The sequence below is a fragment of the Paraeggerthella hominis genome, assembly GCF_021044775.1.
Lineage (GTDB): Bacteria > Actinomycetota > Coriobacteriia > Coriobacteriales > Eggerthellaceae > Paraeggerthella > Paraeggerthella hominis.
Map to the genome: position 1 here is coordinate 154756 of NZ_JAJNOQ010000001.1, position 18927 is coordinate 173682.

Sequence of the window (18927 nt, forward strand, 5' to 3'; positions counted from 1 at the left end):
GCTCTGAGAGCCGTTCTAAGGCCCCATGTTGCCCTTTCGCGACTCCTAGGTCATCGGAAATCGCAATGATTTTCGATGACCTGTTATCAAACTATACCATGGTGCGCTATTGGCTCGAATCGCTTGCCGACAACTCCATACTCGCTGCATGCAAGCGCTTCAAGCTTTCCTTCAATTCGCTGATCTGGTACTCGAGGACAGTTTCCTGGTCTTTGACGATTTCCAAGCGTTCAGCCTGCGTCGCAACGCCGCGTTTCTGCAGCTTCACGAAGTACTGAATACCCTCGATTGAAAGCCCACTTTTTCTCAATGCATCCACAAACAGCAATTGCGTGATGTCAGCGTGTGAAAACGAACGCACACCACGATGATCACGCGCGAGATCTGGAAAGAAGCCGCACTTATCGTAATAGCGAATCGTAAATGCAGAAATACCCGTCGTGTCGACAACGTCGCTTATGCTGTAACATGGCACGCCGCTCACGTCGGATCCCTTTCGTTCGTGTCCTAGTCTATTCAGTCGAGAATTCGAGTACTTAGAGTAACTCTAAGTACTTTTGTACTGCAGCTTAGAGTAACTCTAAGCTGATCGCATTGTCTTACGAACGCACTCCGCTGCTGCCGAAACCACCCGCGCCCCTGCTGCTCTCAGGAAGCTCATCGGCCGACTCGAAAGCGATGTCCGGAACCTTCATGACAACCAACTGAGCAATACGATCGCCGCGCTTGATTTCAAACGGCGTTTGGGGATCGAGATTCACGAGAACCGCCTTTATCTCCCCTCTATAGTTGCTGTCGATCAAACCGGGTGCATTCACCAGGGAAATGCCGTGCTTAATGGCCAGCCCGCTTCGCGGAAGGACGAAGCCCGCGTAGCCTTGCGGTATTGCCATCGCAAGGCCGCAGGGAACAAGCTTTCGTTCAAAAGGTTGCAGCACATCATCGCAGGTTGCGCGCAAATCAACTCCCGCATCGCCTGCGTAGGCATACGCGGGTACGGGTAAACTGGGATCGAGCTGTTTTACTGGTATTGTAAGGTCAGTCATGGTATCGCAACCCTTCAAGTGCAGCCGAGAATTCTTCGACGTTCTGAAAGTCCTTGTACACGCTCGCAAAGCGAACGTAAGCCACATCGTCAAGCTTAGCTAGACGGACAAGCGCCATATCGCCTAGTTCTTTCGATTTAATCTCGCTCTTGGAGGCGTTGCGGAGCTCGCTCTCTATACTGTCGATAAGCGATCCGATTTGTTCAGGCGATATAGGCCTTTTCGCGCATGCCATAAGCAAGCCGCGCATGAGCTTTTGACGGTCGTACGCTTCGGACGATCCGTCCGTTTTGATTATGAGCAAGGGGTTGTCGCCTAGTCGTTCGTACGTGGTGAATCGTCGGCCGCAATCAAGACATTCGCGACGGCGCCGTATAGCCGTGCCGTCTTCGGAAGGTCGGGAATCGACAACCTTCGATTCAGGATTTCCACAGGCTGGGCAACGCATAGGCTGGACTCCTTCTCTCGAATTTACCCTAGCCTAACATACTACATATAGTGGTTCAATCGCGTTCTTTGATCACTGCAAGAAAACCAACGCCTCCACTGTGCAATCACATGCGCCGCTTGAAAACCGTCTCAGTTACAAGCTCAAGAGCACGCCGGCAAAAGAACAAGCCGTAAGAACAATTCCACCCGCAACGGCCTGCCCCGTATTAAAGCGATCATAAGCCCGCCCGCGACAATTGCCCTGCCGTAAAGTCCGAACAAAGCCTTGGAGCGTACCGCATGATCCTGGGCGGGAGGCAGAAATCGATCGAACTTCAAAACCATCAGACGTGCCGTCAGTCGGGTAGCGCACCTCGAAATTCTTCATCTTTCTGCCTCCTTGCCCTTGCGTAGAACCTTTGTTCGCGTATATAATAGAGCGAACAAAGGTTCATGTCAACATAAAATCAAAACATTTGTTCGCTTTTAGGAAAGGATGGAGTATGTCCGAAAAAGTGACGAAGCGCCAACAGGCTGTACTTGATTGCATTGAAGAGTGCATTCGCGAAAAGGGGTACGGCCCTACCGTGCGCGAGGTTTGCCAAAGCTTGGGGCTCTCCTCCCCTTCCACAGTGCACGTTCACTTGAAAGCGCTTGAAGACAAGGGGCTTATCAAGCGCGACCCGCTCAAATCCCGTTCTATAGCGCTTACCTATCCTCTTGAAGATGCTGCGCTTGCAACGAACGTCGTGCAGCCGAGTTTCAGCAAGGTCGTGAACGTTCCGCTGGTCGGAAACGTTGCAGCAGGCTCTCCCATCCTTGCGGAAGAGAACATTACTGACACCATCTCTCTCCCGACCGATATAGTGGGGGATTCTCCCTCGTTCCTTTTATCGGTTCGCGGGGAAAGCATGATTGAAGCCGGGATCAACGACGGTGACTATGTTGTAGTGAAAGAGCAACCCGTTGCGAACAACGGGGATATCGTCGTGGCGATTATCGACGACGGTGCAACTGTCAAGCGCTTCTTTAAAGAGCAGGATCATATTCGGCTGCAACCGGAGAACTCCTCCATGGATCCCATCATCACCCGAGATTGCTCCATCGCGGGCAAAGTAGTCGCAGTGTTTCGCCGTCTTTAAGCGTAAGCGGTTTTTCGAGAGAGACGCACTCCCTTATGGTGGCGAAACGATTTCAGGCCCATGTTAGAGCAACTCTAACATGGGCCTGACGCGCAGATCTTCTCGTGTGCTGCGATGCGGTTAGCAAGGATTCGCATGATGCAGCAAGCACGCGACCTGGAAACTGCCCGTTGTTTTATTCTTCGCAAACGAACGGCGCGAACAATCCGGAAAACGAAGGCGATGCCAGCATGGTGATCTTCGTTCCCTGCTCTTCGTGGGTCTCCGATAGAATATGGCAACGCTCGTGCGCAAGCGAAACAAGATCCCCCCGGTGGTACGGTAGCAACACGCTCAGGTGATCGTCATGCGCGGAAGCAACGCGCGCGATATGCTCGATCAGCCCCGCGATCCCCTCCCCTGTTTCGGCGGAAACGAACCGAGTCTGAGCATGACGCGTCTCGAGCGCATGTTGATGCTCCTGGTCAAGCAGGTCGCATTTATTGAACACGAGAATGCGCTGAAGATCTTGAGCGCCAATTTGACCCAGAATGGCATCGACGGCATCTATCTGACCTTGGTATTCCTCTGAAGAAGCATCCACTACATGCAGTACCAAATCCGCGCCCGTAATCTCATCAAGCGTCGATTTGAACGCCTCGACAAGCGTCGTCGGAAGCTTTTGAATGAACCCGACCGTATCGGTGATGGTTATTTCCCGGCCTTCAGGAAGCTCGAACTTGCGCGTCGTGGAGTCCAGCGTGGCGAACAGCTTGTCGTACGCAAGCACATCGGCCTTCGTCAGACGATTGAGCAAGCTCGATTTACCCGCATTCGTATAGCCCGCCAACGCCACCTTGAACATGCCGCTCTCGTAGCGACTTTCACGCTGCACCGCACGCACTTCAGAAAGATGCTTGAGCTCGCGCTTGATCGAAGTGATTCGCTTGCGAACCATGCGCCGGTCGACTTCGAGCTGGCTCTCGCCTTCGCCAAAGCGCGATCCCACACCGCCGCCCATGCGGTTCGATGCCAAGTGGGCCCACATGCCGCGTAGGCGAGGTAGCAAGTACTGGTTTTGAGCTAGCCGCACCTGCAGACGACCTTCCTTGCTGGTTGCATGCAAGGCGAAGATGTCCAGGATAAGGGCCGTTCTGTCGATGACCTTCACATCGCGCCCTACCACCTTCTCCAGATTCGCCTGCTGAGAAGGCGTCAGTTCATCGTCGAAAACGACGAGGTCCGCAGCATGGGCGCGTGCGAGCTCGGCAACTTCCTCGGCTTTGCCCGTGCCTACGAAGGTGCGAGGATTCGGCGCCTCGAGCTTTTGCGTCGTGCTGGCGACGACGTCGGCTCCCGCCGTATCTACCAACCGCTCGAGTTCTGCAAGCGACGAGGCTAAGGGCCATGCGGTTCCGGGTCGGTCGACCCCCACAAGAACGGCCCGTTCGCGCCGTACTTCGGCAGTAGGCGTCATGCCGCGCGTAATCACTGCTTCGAAATCGGACATCAAGCCATCCTTCCCAGAGAACATCGCTATCTTCAACAACCGCTTGCAAGCGGTTGAGCTTCTTCGAGAACCGCTAAAGACGCGCGCAGCATCGCACGCACATCGGGAGCGTTTGCATCGATCCAGCGGATGCGCGTATCTTTGCGAAACCAGGTACGTTGTCGCTTAGCGTACCGGTGCGTTGCCGTTTTGATACTGAGAATCGCTTCCTCCATGGTAGTTTCACCGTCAAGCGCGGCAACGATCTCTTTGTACCCGATAGCCTGCGGAGCCGTGATTCCGTTTCTGAACCCTTTTTGGAGCAGATGCTTCACTTCGTCGACCAAGCCGTCTTCGATCATCTGGTCGACACGTGCGTCGATCCGAGCGCGAAGAACATCGGGATCGACCGCCAACCCCACGAACACGGCGGGAACGCATTGCGGCAACTGCGCAAGTTTGGCGCGCTGTTTGGCATACGTCGTACCGTCCTCGAGAAGTTCGAAGGCACGAGCAACGCGCTTCACGTCGGCAGGCGGAATCAAAGCGGCGCTCTCCTTGTCGCGATCCGCAAGAAGATTCCATAGAGCTTCAAGGCCTTGTTCCTGCGCAATGCGATTGCAACGATCTCGTACAAGATTGCCGACCTGCTCGCCTTTGGGAAAATCGTAATCGTCTATCGCTGCGCGCACATAAAACCCCGTACCGCCGCAGAGCACGCTTCTTCGTCCGCGCGCGTCGACGTCAAGAAAACAATCTCGCGCATACGCCTGGAACAACGCCGCCGAATAAGGCTCGCCCGGGTCGACCAAGTCGAATCCGTGGTGGGCCACGATGCGATCCCGAACAGGGAGCTTTCCCGTGCCGATGTCCATACCGCGATACACTTGCATCGAATCGGCGCTGACCACTTCGCCGTTCAATTCGAAAGCAAGCGCTTGCGCAAGCGCAGTCTTGCCCGATGCCGTGGGACCTACGACGCATACAACGGGGGCCGAAAGGCTAAACACCGTCTACAACCTCGCCTGCCAGATACCACGTTTTCGCTTCGTCGATGCGCACGCGTACCGTTTGGCCGGTCAGGCTCTTCACCGAAAGCCCTGCAGGAACAGCTGCGTGAACGGTTTGGTTCTTCGGGCTCTTGCCCGTCAGAAGGGTTTCGTCGCGCTTCGATCCGCCCTCTACCAGCACATCCACCGTAGCTCCCAGGTCTTTCTGATTCGCCTCGAACGCCTTGTCCTGCACAAGGTCCACCAAGCGATCGAAACGCTGCTGGATAACCTCGCGCGGGGTGCTATCGTCCATGGAAGCGGCAGGCGTGCCTTCGCGCTTCGAATAGATGAACGTGAACACCTGGTGGTAGCCCACCTCGTCAAGCAATCGGTAGGTATCTTCGAAATCCTTGGCGGTCTCTCCCGGAAAGCCTACGATGATGTCGGTCGACAGCGCAATATCGGGGCAGGCGTCGCGCAGTTTGGCGATAAGGCCCCGGTAGTGCTCGCGCGTGTAGCGACGATTCATCGCAGCTAAGACGGCATCGGACCCGGACTGAACCGGAAGATGCAAAGCAGGCATAAGAGAGCGTAGCGAACCGAATTTCGCGATCACCTCGTCGGTCAAATCCTTCGGATGGCTCGTGGCAAAGCGGAGCCGCTCGATTCCCGTTGCGTCGAGCGCATCGAGCACCTGCGCGAAACGAGGCGATCCATACAGATCGCGACCGTACGAATTTACGTTTTGACCCAACAGCGTGATCTCTTTTACGCCGGCAGCCACATACCGCTCGGCTTCGCTGACGATGTCCTCGAGCGGACGCGACTTCTCCCGCCCGCGCACGTACGGCACGATGCAGTAAGAGCAGAAGTTGTTGCAGCCGATGGTGATGGGAAGCCAGGCCGCCCATTCGTGCTCGCGCGCCGTGGGCAGCTCGGTCGGAAACGAAGAGGCCGCATCGAGCACTTCCACCTGATGGCCGCCCTCTTCTATAGCTGCTTGCAAAAGGCATGGCAGCGATCCTAGATTGTGCGTTCCGAACACCACATCAAGATGAGGCAGTTCTTCGGTAAGCTTCTCGCCGTCGCGCTGGCCGATGCAGCCTCCAACGGCCACAACGCGTTTGGAAAGCGGCGTGCCTTCGCGCAGCGGGATATTCTTGAGCGAGGCGACTTGGCCGTACAGGCGCGTATCGGCCGCTTCGCGAACGCAGCACGTCATGAACGCGACGATGTCCGCATCCTCGATGGAATCCACCATGAGGGCCCCTAAGCCCTCGAGCATCCCGGCAATACGCTCGGAATCATGCTTGTTCATTTGGCATCCGAACGTACGGATGCAGAACGTCAAGTTCATAAAGGGAGTTTGCATAGGCTCGTCTATCTTAGAGGTCGGAAAGGGAGTCGCGACGCTCGTCGGAAACGGAAGCTCCGACGCCGCGCGTATAGCGAGGATCTACCGCGAATCGGATTGCGGTGCGGTACTCGCCGTCGATTACGATGTCGGCGAACGAAGGGACGCAAGCGATTTCGATTCCAATAGGCGACAGAAACCCTCGAGAAATAGCGATGGCTTTGACCGCCTGATTGACGGCTCCCGCTCCCACAGCTTGAATCTCGACGGAAACGCCGTCCTTCACCATGCCGGCGATGGCACCCGCTACGGAAGCGGGCGACGATTTCGACGACACCTTCAGGCAGCCGACGTCTGGCTTATGCTCTGTAGTGGACATGCATATCCTTTTTCGTTTGGTCCGTTACGCGTGCGTTTAGTTCGATAAATATGCTTCGCTCAGCCTGCAATGTTTATGCATTCAACATTCTACCCATTCGATCTATGGCGTGCAACCTGCGGGTATACCGAAACCATGGAGAACTCGAAGCGATCAGGGCATCTAGGCGTTATCGCAACTTGGCAATAGGAATGGTGATACGAATGCAGTCCTTCCCAACGCGAACCTCCGGGCTTACCCCCGATTCGAGGTAGTAATCGCGCGCCACGTCTTCGAAAGCTGCGGCAACGCGCTTCGAGAAGATCTCCAAATCCTCGGTGGCGATTTTCAAGCCGCGCGCATCCTGTGCAGCTGCATGATCGCGCACGTTGCGCGGAGCCGTCGGGGTGTTGTCGGGTTCTGCAACAGCCTCAATGCGAATTCGATCGATAAGCGGCGATAACGGGGCTATTTCTCCGTCCATGATGCGCCGCGCGCTTCGCTCGGACAATTCAAGGCCCAATCGAGCCGCTTCCTGTGCGAACGAAGCGGGGTCGGCGCACACCGACAACCGCTTGCTGACAGGAAGGCGGGATGGCTCTTTGCAAAACGCCCTTGCCGACGAGGTCAGCGAAGCAAGCCCGAAGGCGTACAGCGTGGCGGCCACGTCCGTAGCGGATCCCAGGTACACCGTGCAGCTTGTTCTGCTTTCAATGGCGAACTCGCATGCCGTACGCAGTATGTTTTTAGGACCGCGTACGACCACGTTCCCCGATTCATTTCGCTCGAACGTGGGGAAACTCGACTGATCGGTCTTCTCCCCCACCTTGTCCAGATTCGTCTCGACGTACAGCGAAGACCCTTTGCCCGAATCCGAAGCTGCTACGTACGCAGACTCGGAATTGACGGCAATAGAGTACAAAGCCATGCCGCGTCCGTGGACGCCCCATTTATCCATGGACATAGTGTCGAGCTTCGAGGTAACGCGCGGCTCGAAGATGCGCTCGTGCATGGAAGGGGGAACGCCGTCTCCATCGTCGATCATGACCAGTTTCCGCCGCCGATCCTCGCGGGTAACCGCAAGGAAGATACTGCGCGCATGAGCATCGCGTGCGTTTCTCAACATCTCGATAACGATGTCTTCCGTTGACCGTATGTCGTGCGCAGCTTGGCGCCGCTCGGCTTCTGCGCTCCTCAAACGGACGAAGCCATCCCCGAGGTCGGTTTCGACCCGGAGATGGCTTTCGCCGCAGACGTCCTCGATGAAGCTCTCGAGAGAGTCGTGCTTCACAACAGATCCGCCTTACTTCGCGATGCCGACCGCACGGCTCTCGCGAATGACCACGACCTTCACCTGGCCGGGGTACTGCATCTCGTTTTCGATGCGCTGCGCGATATCGTGGGCGAGCACCGTGGTAGCCGCTTCGTCCACCGCTTCGGGTTCCACCATGACGCGTACTTCGCGACCCGCTTGGATTGCGTAGGTGCGCTCGACGCCCTTGTACGAATTCGCGATTTCCTCAAGTTTCTCAAGACGCTTGATATAGGCGTCAAGCGTCTCTTTGCGCGCACCGGGGCGCGCGGCGGATACGGCGTCTGCAGCCTGGACCAGAACCGCAAGCACGCTCGAAGGCTCCACGTCGTTGTGGTGAGCCTCGATAGCATGCACGATATCGCCCTTTTCGCCGAAACGGCGCGCAAGGTCGGCGCCGATCACGGCATGGCTTCCCTCGACCTCGTGGTCAACGGCCTTTCCCAAGTCGTGCAGCAAGCCGGCGCGCTTGGCCGGAATGGGATCGAGTCCCAGCTCCGAAGCCATGACGCCCGACAGGTACGCGACTTCGAGCGAATGGTTGAGCACATTCTGCCCGTAAGAGGTGCGGTACCGCAAACGACCGAGCGTCCGCACGAGCTCAGGATGCAGGTCGTGAATTCCCGTATCGAACGCAGCTTGTTCGCCGGCCTCCTGGACGCGTTGGTTCACGAACGCCTCGGCCTTGCCGAACATCTCCTCGATACGAGCCGGATGGATGCGGCCGTCCGCAACAAGGTTCTCCATCGTGACGCGACCGATCTCGCGGCGCACCGGATCGAAGCAGGAGATCGTCACGCACTCAGGGGTGTCGTCGATGATGAGGTTCGTGCCCGTCAGCTGCTCGAACGAGCGAATGTTGCGACCTTCGCGGCCGATGATGCGGCCCTTCAGGTCATCCGACGGAATATGGATGGTCGATACCGTGGTTTCAGCGGTATGGTCGGCCGCAACGCGCTGGATTGCCAGGCTCAGGATCGAACGCGCCTTCTTGTCGGCCTCGGCCTTCGCGCGCGCTTCAGCATCGCGAATGATGGCTGCAGAGGCATGCGTGACCTCGTCCTTCAGCGTATCGAGCAGCTCGGCTTTCGCCTCGTCAGGGCTCATGCCCGCCACGCGTTCTAGACGATGGTTGATCTCCTGCTCTGCCTCGGACAGATCGCGTTCGCGGCGATCGAGCTGCCCTTGCATCGACGAGATCTGATGTTCGCGCGAATCAAGCGACTCCACGCGACGGTCGAGCGATTCCTCACGCTGGGATATACGGTTCTCGGCGGCGCGCACTTCGCGCATGCGCTCCTTGCTTTCAACTTGCGCTTCCTGCTTGAGCCGAAGCGCTTCGTCCTTCGCCTCGACGATTGCTTCTCGGCGCAACGTCTCCGCCTGTCGTTTCGCATCGGTCACCACGGATTCCGCTTCTTGCGCCGCACGCTTAGTGGACGCATTGACGAGAAAACGCGTGATGACGAATCCGAGGGCGATGCCAGCTGCGGCTCCGACAACGAGCCAGATGATTTCAGGCATACGCTCCCCCCTTTCGTTTCGCATTCTGTCAGTGTGTTTCAAAGTACTCGTAGGCATAAAAAATCCCGGCAAAACCGGGCATGAGCGAACGCACGCGATACGGGAAGCATCGTATGAATTTGTCTATAAGAAGTACCCTCATCAGGTACGTTTCACCCAAGCTTCTATACATAATAAGGCTTGTATGCGATTTGTAAAAGCCCTCGACAAGAAATATTCGGAAACGACAAGGCGAAACGCACCTTCACGAACAGGGTCGGCAAAACGGAGGCGTCGGACGGCTTGCACGTCCGACGCCCGGCCTTACCCTATCCGGTCGAACTGCGCCGAGCAAAGGGATTCATGCCATTGACGGGCGGCCGAGGAAGCGACCGATGAGCCGTAGCCCTTCTGGACGAGTTTTCTATACGCCGCCTCTCGAGCGTTCTTCGACCGAGGGGGCTTCCGCTCGAGCAAAGCGATGGCGCGCGAGATCTCCGACGCATCGTCGCCGACCCCCTGCCCTTCGGACAACGACGCGACTTCGTCGACGGCAATGCCAAGATCCTCGAGCTCGGCGACGATGCCGCGGCGCCCCTTGCCCTGCGAAAGACGGCTTCGGACGAGCACGTCGGCATAGCGAAGATCGTCGACAAGACCGCATGCCTGGGCGCGCGCCACCGCTTCCTCGACGGCATCCTCGCAAAATCCCTCGCGCACTAAACGTCGGCGCAAAGCCTCGCTTGCCTGTTCGCGCGCGCAGGCAAGGCGCTCGATCTTGCGAAACGCGCGCTCAGGCGAATCGTCCGGCCCTTCTTTATCCCGGCCGACGGAAACGCTCTCGCACGAGGCGGGTCGTGCTTTTCGCTCGGAGCTCGTTGCCTGACGCGCACCGGGCAACGAGCTCCGTTCCCCCGATTCGATCGCAGCGATATTCGCCCGCAAGAGGGCTTTCACGTCGTCGGAGCTATGCGACATGACGCGCTACTTCTTTCCCTTGGGCTTCGCTACCGGAGAGAGGACGTCCGCCTCTTCTGCCGTTCGCGTGATAATGGGGATATCGAACGCCTCGCGCACCTTGTTCTCCAGTTCGTCGCGCAGATCGGGGTTCTCCCTAAGCGTCTGCTTCGCGGCTTCGCGGCCCTGCCCCAAGCGCTCTTCGCCGTAGGTGTACCATGCACCGGACTTTTTCGCGACGCCGGCCTCTACCGCCATATCGACGATGCAGCCTTCGCGAGAAATGCCCTCGCCGTACATGAGATCGAATTCAGCCTGGCGAAACGGCGGCGCCACCTTGTTCTTCACGACTTTCGCGCGCACGCGGTTGCCCACGATCTCGCCGTCTTTTTTGATGGAATCGATGCGTCGGATGTCGATGCGCACGCTCGAAAAGAACTTGAGCGCCCGTCCGCCGGTCGTGGTTTCGGGATTGCCGAACATGACGCCGATCTTCTCGCGCAGCTGGTTGATGAAGATGCACGTGGTGTTCGACTTGGAGAGCGAGCCTGCCAGCTTGCGAAGCGCTTGAGACATAAGGCGCGCCTGCAAGCCCACCGTAGTATCGCCGATCTCGCCTTCGATCTCGGCCTTGGGCACAAGAGCCGCCACGGAGTCGATGACGATGCAATCGATGGCGCCGCTTCGCACCAGCATGTCGCAGATTTCAAGCGCCTGCTCGCCGGTATCGGGCTGGGATATAAGAACTTCGTCGATGTCGACGCCGAGACGCGCCGCGTACACCGGATCGAGCGCATGTTCGGCGTCGATGAAAGCGACGATGCCGCCGAGCGCTTGCGCTTCGGCAAGCACCTGAAGCGCAAGCGTCGTCTTGCCGCTCGATTCAGGACCGTAGACCTCCACGATGCGCCCGCGCGGCACCCCTCCGATGCCCAATGCGGCATCAAGAGGAAGCGAGCCTGTGGGTATAGCGCCAATATTGAGGCTCTGGTCGCTTTCGCCGAACTTCATGATGGAGCCTTTTCCGAACTTGGTCTCGATCTGATCGGTGGTCAGCTTGAGCATCTTTGATTTTTCTTCGTTCATGCGCTTCCTTCTCTTTCCGCAGGTGCGCCAAAGCGCCGCTTTTCGACTTCTCCTATTATACGAACATCTGTTTGTCGGTCAAGCATTTTTATCGGCAAGTCCGCAATTCAAGTATAGAAGCCCTTTCTAGCTGAATCATGACGCGCGTACAGCCAAAAACCCGCTCGATCCTTTTCGAATCAAGCGGGTTTCCAACATGGTTCTATCGGGGACCTGCGTCGAATCTTGCTGAAGCGTCACGCGAATCTAGCAGAAACCTATCGTCGTTCTAGCGGCTTTCCAGCGCATGCTGCATGACCTGGAGCGCAGCGCGCACCGTTTGGAGCCGCACCTGCTCGCGCGTGCCGGCAAAGCAGCGCGTCTCCGCTTCGACCGTACCGCAGCCGTCAGCGCAGCCGAGCCATACCGTCCCCACCGGTTTGCCCGGCTCCGCTCCCCCCGGACCGGCTATGCCCGTCACAGCCACCGCCACGTCGCAGCGAAGCTCTGTGCACGCACCTTGAGCCATGGCCTTCGCGGTTTGCTCGCTCACTACGCCATGCGCGGCGATCGTGTCGGGATCCACCGCAAGCACCAAGCTTTTGACCTCGGTCGCGTAACTGACCACGCTTCCGCGCATCACATCGGAACTGCCCGGGATCTGCGTAAGCGTAGCGGCGATCAGCCCGCCCGTCAGGCTTTCCGCCGTTCCGATGGTCTTTCCAGCTGCACGCGCCGCGGAAAGCACGGTGGAAGCAAGGGCCTCGAGCGCCTCGGGGGCTATCTCGGCAAGATCCGCATCAGAAAGGACCCGGCTCTCTACGGGTGCAGCAGGCGACGCCGGTTCGGACGCCACCGCGCGCGCATCCTTCGATCCCCGACGCTTCCGCTTCGGCTCCTTGGGCTTCAGTCCGATCAGGTGACGCGCTTTGTCGATGTAGTCCAGCATGGACACGATGGTCAACACGAGCGCCACGATCATGACGAGCCAGCTGATCATCCACATCCAGTCCGAGAACGCAGCGTGCACGCTGCCCACCATGTAGCTGTCCTTGATGGTGAACAGCACGATAGCCACCATCTGCGAAACGGTTTTCGCTTTGCCGTACCAGCTAGCAGCGATAACCACGCCCTCGCTGGCCGCCACCATGCGCACGCCCGAAACGATGAACTCGCGAGCCAAGATGACGAGCACCACCCAGCTGGGCAGGGCTCCCAGCTCGATGAGCGCCAGCAGGGCCGCCGCAACAAGGATCTTGTCTGCCAGCGGATCCATGAACTTTCCGAAATCGGTGACTTCCCCCCGGCTGCGGGCCAGGTAGCCGTCAAGCCAGTCGGTGCATGAGATCAGAATGAATATGCCGGCAGCGATGAGGCTCTTGGAGTCGTCCGCCACCTGCGGCAGGCCGAACCACTGCGGCCAGGGGCTGAGCAATGCTACGACGAACAGGGGCACCAAGCAGATGCGCACAAGCGTCACGATGTTCGCCGGCGTCCACAGCTTGTCGGTCGGCGTGGGCTTCATCTGGCTTGAGCTGGCCATGGGACTACTCCCCCTCCATCTCGTACAGCAGCGTGTCCGTGATTTTCACGCGCTTGATCTGCCCCGGCTCGCCCGCCTCCACGTACGTGACGCCGTCCACCTCGGGAGCTTGGCACATGGCGCGGCCGAACAACTGACCGTCCTCTTCCACGCCCTCCACAAGCACGTCCAATTCAAGCCCCACGCGGGCGGCTATGCGCGGACAGCACACCGCGTCCGCAAGGTCGCGCAAGCGCTGCGCGCGGTCGGCCTTCTCGTCTTCATCCACCTGATCGGGCAAATCATAGGCCTTCGTGCCCTCTTCGCGCGAATACGGGAAGACGCCCACGTAATCGAACAGGCCCTCTTCCACGAAATCGCACAGATCCTCGAACTGATCGTCGGTTTCTCCGGGGAACCCGGCTATCAAGGTAGTGCGCAGCGTAGCATGGGGAATGCGCGTCCTCACGCGGTTCGCAAGCGCCTCGAACTCGGCGCGCGAGCCCGAACGATTCATCGCGCGCAAGATGGAGGGATCGACGTGCTGCAACGGGATGTCGAAGTAGTCGCACACGTTTTCGTGCGAGGCTACCGCATCGAGCAGCTGATCGGTCAGCCCTTGCGGCTGGATATACATCACGCGGAACCAAGTATGAGAAAACTCTTCGGCCAAAGCGGAAACCAGCCATGCGAGAGAAGAGGGCTCGTCGAGATCCGTCCCCCATCTGCCAGTGTCCTGAGCGATCAGCACGATCTCGCGAACGCCCCCGGTAACCAGCCCGGCTACCTCGGCGCGCACGTCCTCGTACGCGAAGCTGTGGTACCGACCGCGGATGTACGGAATGGTGCAGAAACTGCAGAATCGGTCGCACCCATCGGATATCTTCACGTAAGCCGAGACGCTCGTCGGGGCCGTTTGCTTCGCGCAGGCGGCTTCCACCGTATCGAAGCGATCCGATGCAGCGGGTTCTTCGCCAAGGCCGAGCGCGTCCACGAGAACCTGCGCGATGTCGTCCTCGCGGCTGCACGGAACGAACGCGCGCGCTTCGGTCAGCTCGCCTGCAAGGTCGTCGCCATAGCGCGCCGGCATGCATCCGGCAACGATGAGCGCGGCTCCCTCGGCCACATTGGGAAGGCCCGCTACATCGAACACGGCCTCGAGGCTTTCCTCGGTAGCGCTTTGGATGAACGAGCACGTATTGACCACGACGGCGTCCGCGGCGGCAGGGTCGTCCTCCAGCGCGAACCCTGCTTCTGCAAGGCGCGCTTTCATGTGCGCCGTGTCGACCTCGTTTTTCGCGCACCCGAGCGTAACGAACGCCACGGCGGGAACCGCGGCGTTCGGCTTTGTTGCTGACATCATGATAGGGCTGCCGTCCTTAGCGGTAGTTGACGTACTGAAGGGGCTGGCCGTAGTCCTTCTCTTTAAGGAAGGCGATGACCTCCTGCAAAGCATCGCGGGATGCGGAGCTCACGCGCAGCTTGTCGCCCTCGATCTGCACCTTCACCTTGAACTTCTCGGCCTTGATATCCTTGTTGATCTTGCTGGCGGTTTCTTTGTCGATGCCTTCGACGATAGTGCCCTTCTGGCGTACGCTCTGTCCGGCGGCAGCCTCCGGATCGGCCCACTTGATCGCGCCTAGGTCGATGCCGCGACGAATGATCTTGGACGCGATCACGTCAATGACCTGCTTGGCCACGAAGTCGGCAGGAGCCGCAACCGTCATGGTCTTGTTCGCCTTGTCAAGCGTGATCTCGGCACCCGAGTCCTTCAGGTCGTAGCGCTGCGCAAGTTCCTTCTTCGCCTGCTGAAAGGCGTTGTCGACCTCCTGCATATCAACCGTGGAGACGACGTCGAAGCTAGATTCCTTGGCCATGGAGACCGTCCTTTCCGTACAACGCGGCCTGCAAGAGCGCAGGCCGCTTGAGCGTTCGCATCATGACAGCATACCGCATTTCTGCAGGTGCTTGTTCGTTTATTCGGTGGAGGCGCCCGTAGATCCCGTCGCGCCGGTTGCCGTGCTGCTGCTCGACCCGGTGCCCGTCGACGCGCTCGAGCCGGTCGACGCAGCGTCGGGATGGTCGGCCTTCCATTGCTCGAGGTACGCCTGGAAATCCACCGTGCACTGCGGCATGCCGGACGCATCCTTGCCGTCGAAGCTCACGGCCTTGCCGTCCACCGTGATGGTCACCGCGTCGACGACCCAGGTGGCAAAGCTCCACGTGCCCGTAACGTCGACGGTTTCGGTTACTGGACCGGTGATCATCTGGGGCGTTTGGGTCCCGTCAGCCGTTATGACCGCGTACACTTCCTTCCCGGTTGCAACCTTGTACTCGACGGTCACCTTCGTGGGAGCGGTTTCCACCGGCTTCGCCTCTTGCGGCGGCGCCGTTTCCTGCCCGCCGTTCGATCCCTCTCCGCTTTGCGTCGTGTCCGTCACGCCGGTAATGGGAACCTTCGGCGCGTCGTCGGTGCTGCCCCCCTTGCCGCCGAACGCCAGCACGAGAACCAGGACCAGCAGAATCAGGATGACGCCGCCCGCAATGATGAAAGGAAGCTTCGATTGCACGGCATTGGGGGCCTTGGGGCCGGCGTAGAAATTCGTGTAGTGCCCGTTCGGAAGCGCCGCGTGCCTGCTCGGATGCGTGCGATCCTCTGAGTACAGACGCCCAGGCGCGCCGGCGCGCGAACCGTAATCGCGCACGTATTCGCGGCGATCGTCGTACATCGTGCGCCCGAGCGCGTTCTGGCGCGGCGGGCGTTCGGCCTCTTGCTGGGCTGCGCGCTCGCGCGGGCGGACCGGTCCGTTACCGCTGCCCGACGAGCTTCCTGCGCGGCGCGACGCCGCGCCCATGTCGAAGCGTGCGCCGGTTTTCGTCTCGGTGCGCACGCGTCCTACCTGATAAGCGTACGCCTCGTCCAGGTACATGCGCGTCATTTCGGTGGGATTGAGCCCCACGAGGCGCGCGTAAGCGTTCACCATGTTGCGCGCGTAACCGCGCGGAGGCATGCGCGAGAAGTCGTTCTCCTCGATCGCACGCAAGATGTCGGGCCTGATGCGCAGCCGGCGCGCGGCCGTGGCCAGATCGTAGCCTTTGCGCTCGCGCGCCTCGCGCAGAATCATCCCGAAATTAACCTGAGCCATCCTGTTACTCCTCCGGACCCGACGCGTCGTTCGCTTCGAACGCCTTCAGCGTTTCGAGCTCCATGGCGTCTACCAGCACTTCGCGGGGCTTGCTGCCGTTCGGCGGCCCCACGACGCCTTTTTCCTCCAGCATGTCCATTATACGGCCAGCGCGCGAATAACCCACCTTAAGACGGCGCTGGATGTTCGACGTGGATCCCAGGCCGCTCGACACCACGATGTCTGCGGCCTCCCAGATGAGCGGATCGTCCGAAAGCCCCGAACCGCCACTGCCGTCGGGCTGCGAAGCGCCCAAGGTGATGAGGTTCGTTTGCAGGATCTCGGAATGGTACTCGGGCTCGCCCTGCTCTTTGAGCATGTCCACCACGGCGTTGATCTCGTCCTCCGAGACGTAGCAGCCTTGGATTCGCTGGGGCTTGGCGTACTCGGGCTTCGACAGCAAAAGGTCGCCCAAGCCGATCAGGTTCTCGGCTCCGGGCGTGTCCAGCACCACGCGGCTGTCGATGCCCGACGCCACATTGAACGCGATACGGTTCGTGATGTTCGCCTTGATGAGGCCCGTGACTACGTTCGTGGACGGACGCTGCGTGGCCACGATCAGGTGGATACCCGCCGCGCGCGCCAGCTGCGCGATGCGGCTGATGGAGAATTCCACCTCTTTGCCCACGTTCATCATGAGGTCGGCAAGCTCGTCGATGATGATCACGATGTAAGGCAGTTCGCCGCCCAGGTCGTTGGCGGGAGGCTCTTCTCCGGCGTCCGCCGCGCGCTCGGCCTCGGCCTGCGCCGCTTGCACCTTGGCGTTGTACTGCCCGATATTGCGCGCGCCCACCTTCGAGAACACCTTGAGGCGGCGTTCCATTTCCGCCACGCCCCACGACAGGGCGCTGGCCGCCTCGCGCGGCTCGGTCACCACGGGCACGTACAGATGGGGAATGCCGTTGTAGGGCGTGAACTCCACGCGCTTAGGGTCGATCATGATGAAGCGCACTTCGGACGGCGTGGCGCGCATGAGGATGGACATGATCATCGCGTTGATGGACACCGATTTGCCCGAACCCGTGGTGCCGCCGATAAGCAGGTGCGGCATCTTGGCCAGGTCGGACACGATGGAGCGTCCTTCCACGTCCTTGCCGATCACGATCTGGAGCGGCCCGGCAGGCGCGTCCTTGATCACGTCGCCCAAAAGCACGCTTTGGCGGGTTCGGTTCGGAACCTCGATGCCCACGTAGTTCGTCCCGGGAATGGGCGCGAAGATGCGCACGCCCGGCGCGGCCAGCGCAAGCGCGATGTCGTCTTCGAGCGCCGTGATGCGGCTCACGCGCACGCCGGCGGGCAGGTCGACCTTGAACAGCGTGACGGTAGGTCCGGCCACCCAGCCCACCACTTCCGCGAATATCTGGAAGCTCTCGAGCGATTCCTGCAGGCAGGCCGCCGTCTCCTTCAGCTCGACATCCGACGCGACGTCCTTCTTCGCGTTCTTGGACGTGGCCAGCAGGCTCATGGGAGGAAGCTCGAAGCCGTCTTCAGGGCGCGGAGCGGCCAACGGCGTGCTCGAACCCGACGAGGGCTTCGGCATGGATGCGGAGGCGTCGGCCTCGCGTTCGTGCTTACGGCCGAGCTTGCGCGTAAGCGTCTGAGGAGCCTCCCCTGCCGTATCGGCGGCGGGTCCTACGCGACCGATGGCCTGAGTGGCCAGGGACTGCGAGCCGCGACGAGCCTTCGAGGACCGCTCCTTTTCGGCTTTCTTGCCCTTGGGCAGCACGTTGGTGGCCCCTTGCGAGAATGCGTCGCCCATCGTGGGAACGACGGGGATCTTCGAGCTTGCCGAACGCTTGACGCGCGCGAAGGGCGGTGCAGCCAGCACGTCGTCGCCGCCCTCCCCCGCTGCTGCTGCGCGCGCGTCCTGCACGCGCTCGATGAGCTTGGAAAGGGAGAAGCCGATGACGATCAGCCCGGCCAAGATGACGCCGAGCATGATAATGCACGATATGACCTGGCCGAACAGACGAAGGCCGACCCAGGCGATGCCGGCGCCCACGTATCCGCCGCGCGAAACGAGCTCGGCCTCGACGAACAGGCGATCGACGGCATCAGGAGCCGATTCGGGCGTGAACAGGGCAAGCAGCACGAGCACTGCCACGAATATCATGACCAGTCCCACCGTCACCCGCAGGGGAACGCGCTCGCGCTCGAACCGAGCTAGAAAGCTTGCCCCTACGACCAGCAGGAAAAACGGCAGGATGTAGGCGCCCAGGCCCAGTAGCAGATGCAACGCGCTCGAAACGAACGAGGTCACCACCGCGTCGGAGGGCAGAACGGCCGTCACGAACAAGACGATGCCCGCGATGGCGAACGCGACGCCGGTGATGTCGCGGCGCACGCGATCGTCGAACAAGCGCTGCTCGTCGGCCGCCGCCTTCGCGCGGCTCGAAGAGTTCTTGCCGCCGCGCTTCTCCGCGGGCGAAGCGGCACGTCCCTTGGACTTCGAGGTCGCTGCCTTAGATTTCGATGTGGTTGATGAGTTCCGGGCCACGCCCCGCTCCTTCGTGCTGCATTTGATCTACGTTTGATGAGTTCGTTTTTCGTCGGCGAGGGCCGCATGCACCCAAGGCACATGCGGCCATTATAGC

At 59.8% G+C, this 18927-nt stretch carries 18 protein-coding genes; 1 reads left to right on the forward strand and 17 read right to left on the reverse strand.

The window, feature by feature from the left end:
- Positions 1-106: 106 nt before the first annotated feature.
- The 4 genes from LQE90_RS00675 to LQE90_RS00690 all read right to left on the reverse strand — a co-directional run bounded on the left by LQE90_RS00675 (position 107) and on the right by LQE90_RS00690 (position 1863).
- Positions 107-484, reverse strand: coding sequence for a MerR family transcriptional regulator (locus LQE90_RS00675; protein ID WP_231088151.1), 378 nt, complete (start codon positions 482-484; stop codon positions 107-109).
- Between the two features lie 115 nt (positions 485-599).
- A complete protein-coding gene (dut, locus tag LQE90_RS00680; protein WP_216528683.1) occupies positions 600-1046 on the reverse strand; it encodes a dUTP diphosphatase in 447 nt (148 codons plus the stop codon).
- Entirely contained in the window at positions 1039-1494 is a 456-nt protein-coding gene (nrdR, locus tag LQE90_RS00685; protein WP_114566097.1) for a transcriptional regulator NrdR, read from the reverse strand. The genes dut and nrdR overlap by 8 nt, the downstream gene beginning before the upstream one ends.
- A 135-nt stretch (positions 1495-1629) precedes the next feature.
- Complete coding sequence (locus tag LQE90_RS00690) at positions 1630-1863, reverse strand: hypothetical protein (RefSeq protein ID WP_216528514.1); 234 nt, start codon at positions 1861-1863, stop codon at positions 1630-1632.
- 115 nt (positions 1864-1978) lie between these two features.
- Between LQE90_RS00690 and lexA the strand changes: the two genes are divergently transcribed.
- Positions 1979-2617, forward strand: a complete 639-nt coding sequence (gene lexA / locus LQE90_RS00695; RefSeq protein WP_216528515.1) for a transcriptional repressor LexA — start codon at positions 1979-1981, stop codon at positions 2615-2617.
- A 175-nt stretch (positions 2618-2792) separates the two neighbouring features.
- Here lexA and hflX read toward each other — a convergent pair whose 3' ends face one another.
- The 13 genes from hflX to LQE90_RS00760 form a co-directional block, all read right to left on the reverse strand.
- On the reverse strand, positions 2793-4106 hold the full coding sequence (hflX, locus tag LQE90_RS00700) for a GTPase HflX (protein ID WP_216528516.1): 1314 nt from the start codon (positions 4104-4106) through the stop codon (positions 2793-2795).
- A 32-nt stretch (positions 4107-4138) separates the two neighbouring features.
- A complete protein-coding gene (gene miaA / locus LQE90_RS00705) occupies positions 4139-5095 on the reverse strand; it encodes a tRNA (adenosine(37)-N6)-dimethylallyltransferase MiaA (protein ID WP_216528517.1) in 957 nt (318 codons plus the stop codon).
- Complete coding sequence (gene miaB / locus LQE90_RS00710; protein WP_216528518.1) at positions 5088-6449, reverse strand: tRNA (N6-isopentenyl adenosine(37)-C2)-methylthiotransferase MiaB; 1362 nt, start codon at positions 6447-6449, stop codon at positions 5088-5090. Before miaB ends, miaA begins: the two co-directional genes overlap by 8 nt.
- A 13-nt stretch (positions 6450-6462) precedes the next feature.
- The gene (locus LQE90_RS00715) at positions 6463-6810 is read right to left on the reverse strand and encodes a stage V sporulation protein S (RefSeq protein ID WP_216528519.1); all 348 of its coding nucleotides are present in this window, start codon (positions 6808-6810) and stop codon (positions 6463-6465) included.
- A 169-nt stretch (positions 6811-6979) separates the two neighbouring features.
- Entirely contained in the window at positions 6980-8080 is a 1101-nt protein-coding gene (locus tag LQE90_RS00720) for an ATP-binding protein (RefSeq protein WP_216528520.1), read from the reverse strand.
- 12 nt (positions 8081-8092) lie between these two features.
- Complete coding sequence (rny, locus tag LQE90_RS00725) at positions 8093-9625, reverse strand: ribonuclease Y (protein ID WP_114566104.1); 1533 nt, start codon at positions 9623-9625, stop codon at positions 8093-8095.
- A gap of 303 nt (positions 9626-9928) precedes the next feature.
- Complete coding sequence (locus tag LQE90_RS00730) at positions 9929-10582, reverse strand: regulatory protein RecX (RefSeq protein ID WP_216528521.1); 654 nt, start codon at positions 10580-10582, stop codon at positions 9929-9931.
- 6 nt (positions 10583-10588) lie between these two features.
- Entirely contained in the window at positions 10589-11647 is a 1059-nt protein-coding gene (recA, locus tag LQE90_RS00735; RefSeq protein ID WP_114566106.1) for a recombinase RecA, read from the reverse strand.
- A 268-nt stretch (positions 11648-11915) separates the two neighbouring features.
- Entirely contained in the window at positions 11916-13169 is a 1254-nt protein-coding gene (gene pgsA / locus LQE90_RS00740) for a CDP-diacylglycerol--glycerol-3-phosphate 3-phosphatidyltransferase (protein ID WP_231088152.1), read from the reverse strand.
- Positions 13170-13173: 4 nt separating this feature from the next.
- Complete coding sequence (rimO, locus tag LQE90_RS00745) at positions 13174-14511, reverse strand: 30S ribosomal protein S12 methylthiotransferase RimO (protein WP_231088153.1); 1338 nt, start codon at positions 14509-14511, stop codon at positions 13174-13176.
- Between the two features lie 16 nt (positions 14512-14527).
- Positions 14528-15025, reverse strand: a complete 498-nt coding sequence (locus LQE90_RS00750; RefSeq protein WP_114566108.1) for a YajQ family cyclic di-GMP-binding protein — start codon at positions 15023-15025, stop codon at positions 14528-14530.
- Between the two features lie 99 nt (positions 15026-15124).
- On the reverse strand, positions 15125-16294 hold the full coding sequence (locus LQE90_RS00755) for a helix-turn-helix domain-containing protein (protein WP_216528522.1): 1170 nt from the start codon (positions 16292-16294) through the stop codon (positions 15125-15127).
- Between the two features lie 4 nt (positions 16295-16298).
- Positions 16299-18830 carry an FtsK/SpoIIIE family DNA translocase gene (locus tag LQE90_RS00760; RefSeq protein WP_216528523.1) on the reverse strand — a complete coding sequence of 844 codons (2532 nt, stop codon included), beginning with the start codon at positions 18828-18830 and terminating at the stop codon, positions 16299-16301.
- Between the last annotated feature and the right edge of the window lie 97 nt (positions 18831-18927).

Bases quoted from the DNA above. Each gene is read 5' to 3' on its own strand.
- dut (WP_216528683.1), bottom strand. From the start codon at position 1,046: ATGACTGACCTTACAATACCAGTAAAACAGCTCGATCCCAGTTTACCC.
- nrdR (WP_114566097.1), bottom strand. From the start codon at position 1,494: ATGCGTTGCCCAGCCTGTGGAAATCCTGAATCGAAGGTTGTCGATTCC.
- LQE90_RS00690 (WP_216528514.1), bottom strand. From the start codon at position 1,863: ATGAAGAATTTCGAGGTGCGCTACCCGACTGACGGCACGTCTGATGGT.
- lexA (WP_216528515.1), top strand. From the start codon at position 1,979: ATGTCCGAAAAAGTGACGAAGCGCCAACAGGCTGTACTTGATTGCATT.
- hflX (WP_216528516.1), bottom strand. From the start codon at position 4,106: ATGTCCGATTTCGAAGCAGTGATTACGCGCGGCATGACGCCTACTGCC.
- miaB (WP_216528518.1), bottom strand. From the start codon at position 6,449: ATGCAAACTCCCTTTATGAACTTGACGTTCTGCATCCGTACGTTCGGA.
- LQE90_RS00715 (WP_216528519.1), bottom strand. From the start codon at position 6,810: ATGTCCACTACAGAGCATAAGCCAGACGTCGGCTGCCTGAAGGTGTCG.
- rny (WP_114566104.1), bottom strand. From the start codon at position 9,625: ATGCCTGAAATCATCTGGCTCGTTGTCGGAGCCGCAGCTGGCATCGCC.
- LQE90_RS00730 (WP_216528521.1), bottom strand. From the start codon at position 10,582: ATGTCGCATAGCTCCGACGACGTGAAAGCCCTCTTGCGGGCGAATATC.
- recA (WP_114566106.1), bottom strand. From the start codon at position 11,647: ATGAACGAAGAAAAATCAAAGATGCTCAAGCTGACCACCGATCAGATC.
- pgsA (WP_231088152.1), bottom strand. From the start codon at position 13,169: ATGGCCAGCTCAAGCCAGATGAAGCCCACGCCGACCGACAAGCTGTGG.
- rimO (WP_231088153.1), bottom strand. From the start codon at position 14,511: ATGATGTCAGCAACAAAGCCGAACGCCGCGGTTCCCGCCGTGGCGTTC.
- LQE90_RS00750 (WP_114566108.1), bottom strand. From the start codon at position 15,025: ATGGCCAAGGAATCTAGCTTCGACGTCGTCTCCACGGTTGATATGCAG.
- LQE90_RS00755 (WP_216528522.1), bottom strand. From the start codon at position 16,294: ATGGCTCAGGTTAATTTCGGGATGATTCTGCGCGAGGCGCGCGAGCGC.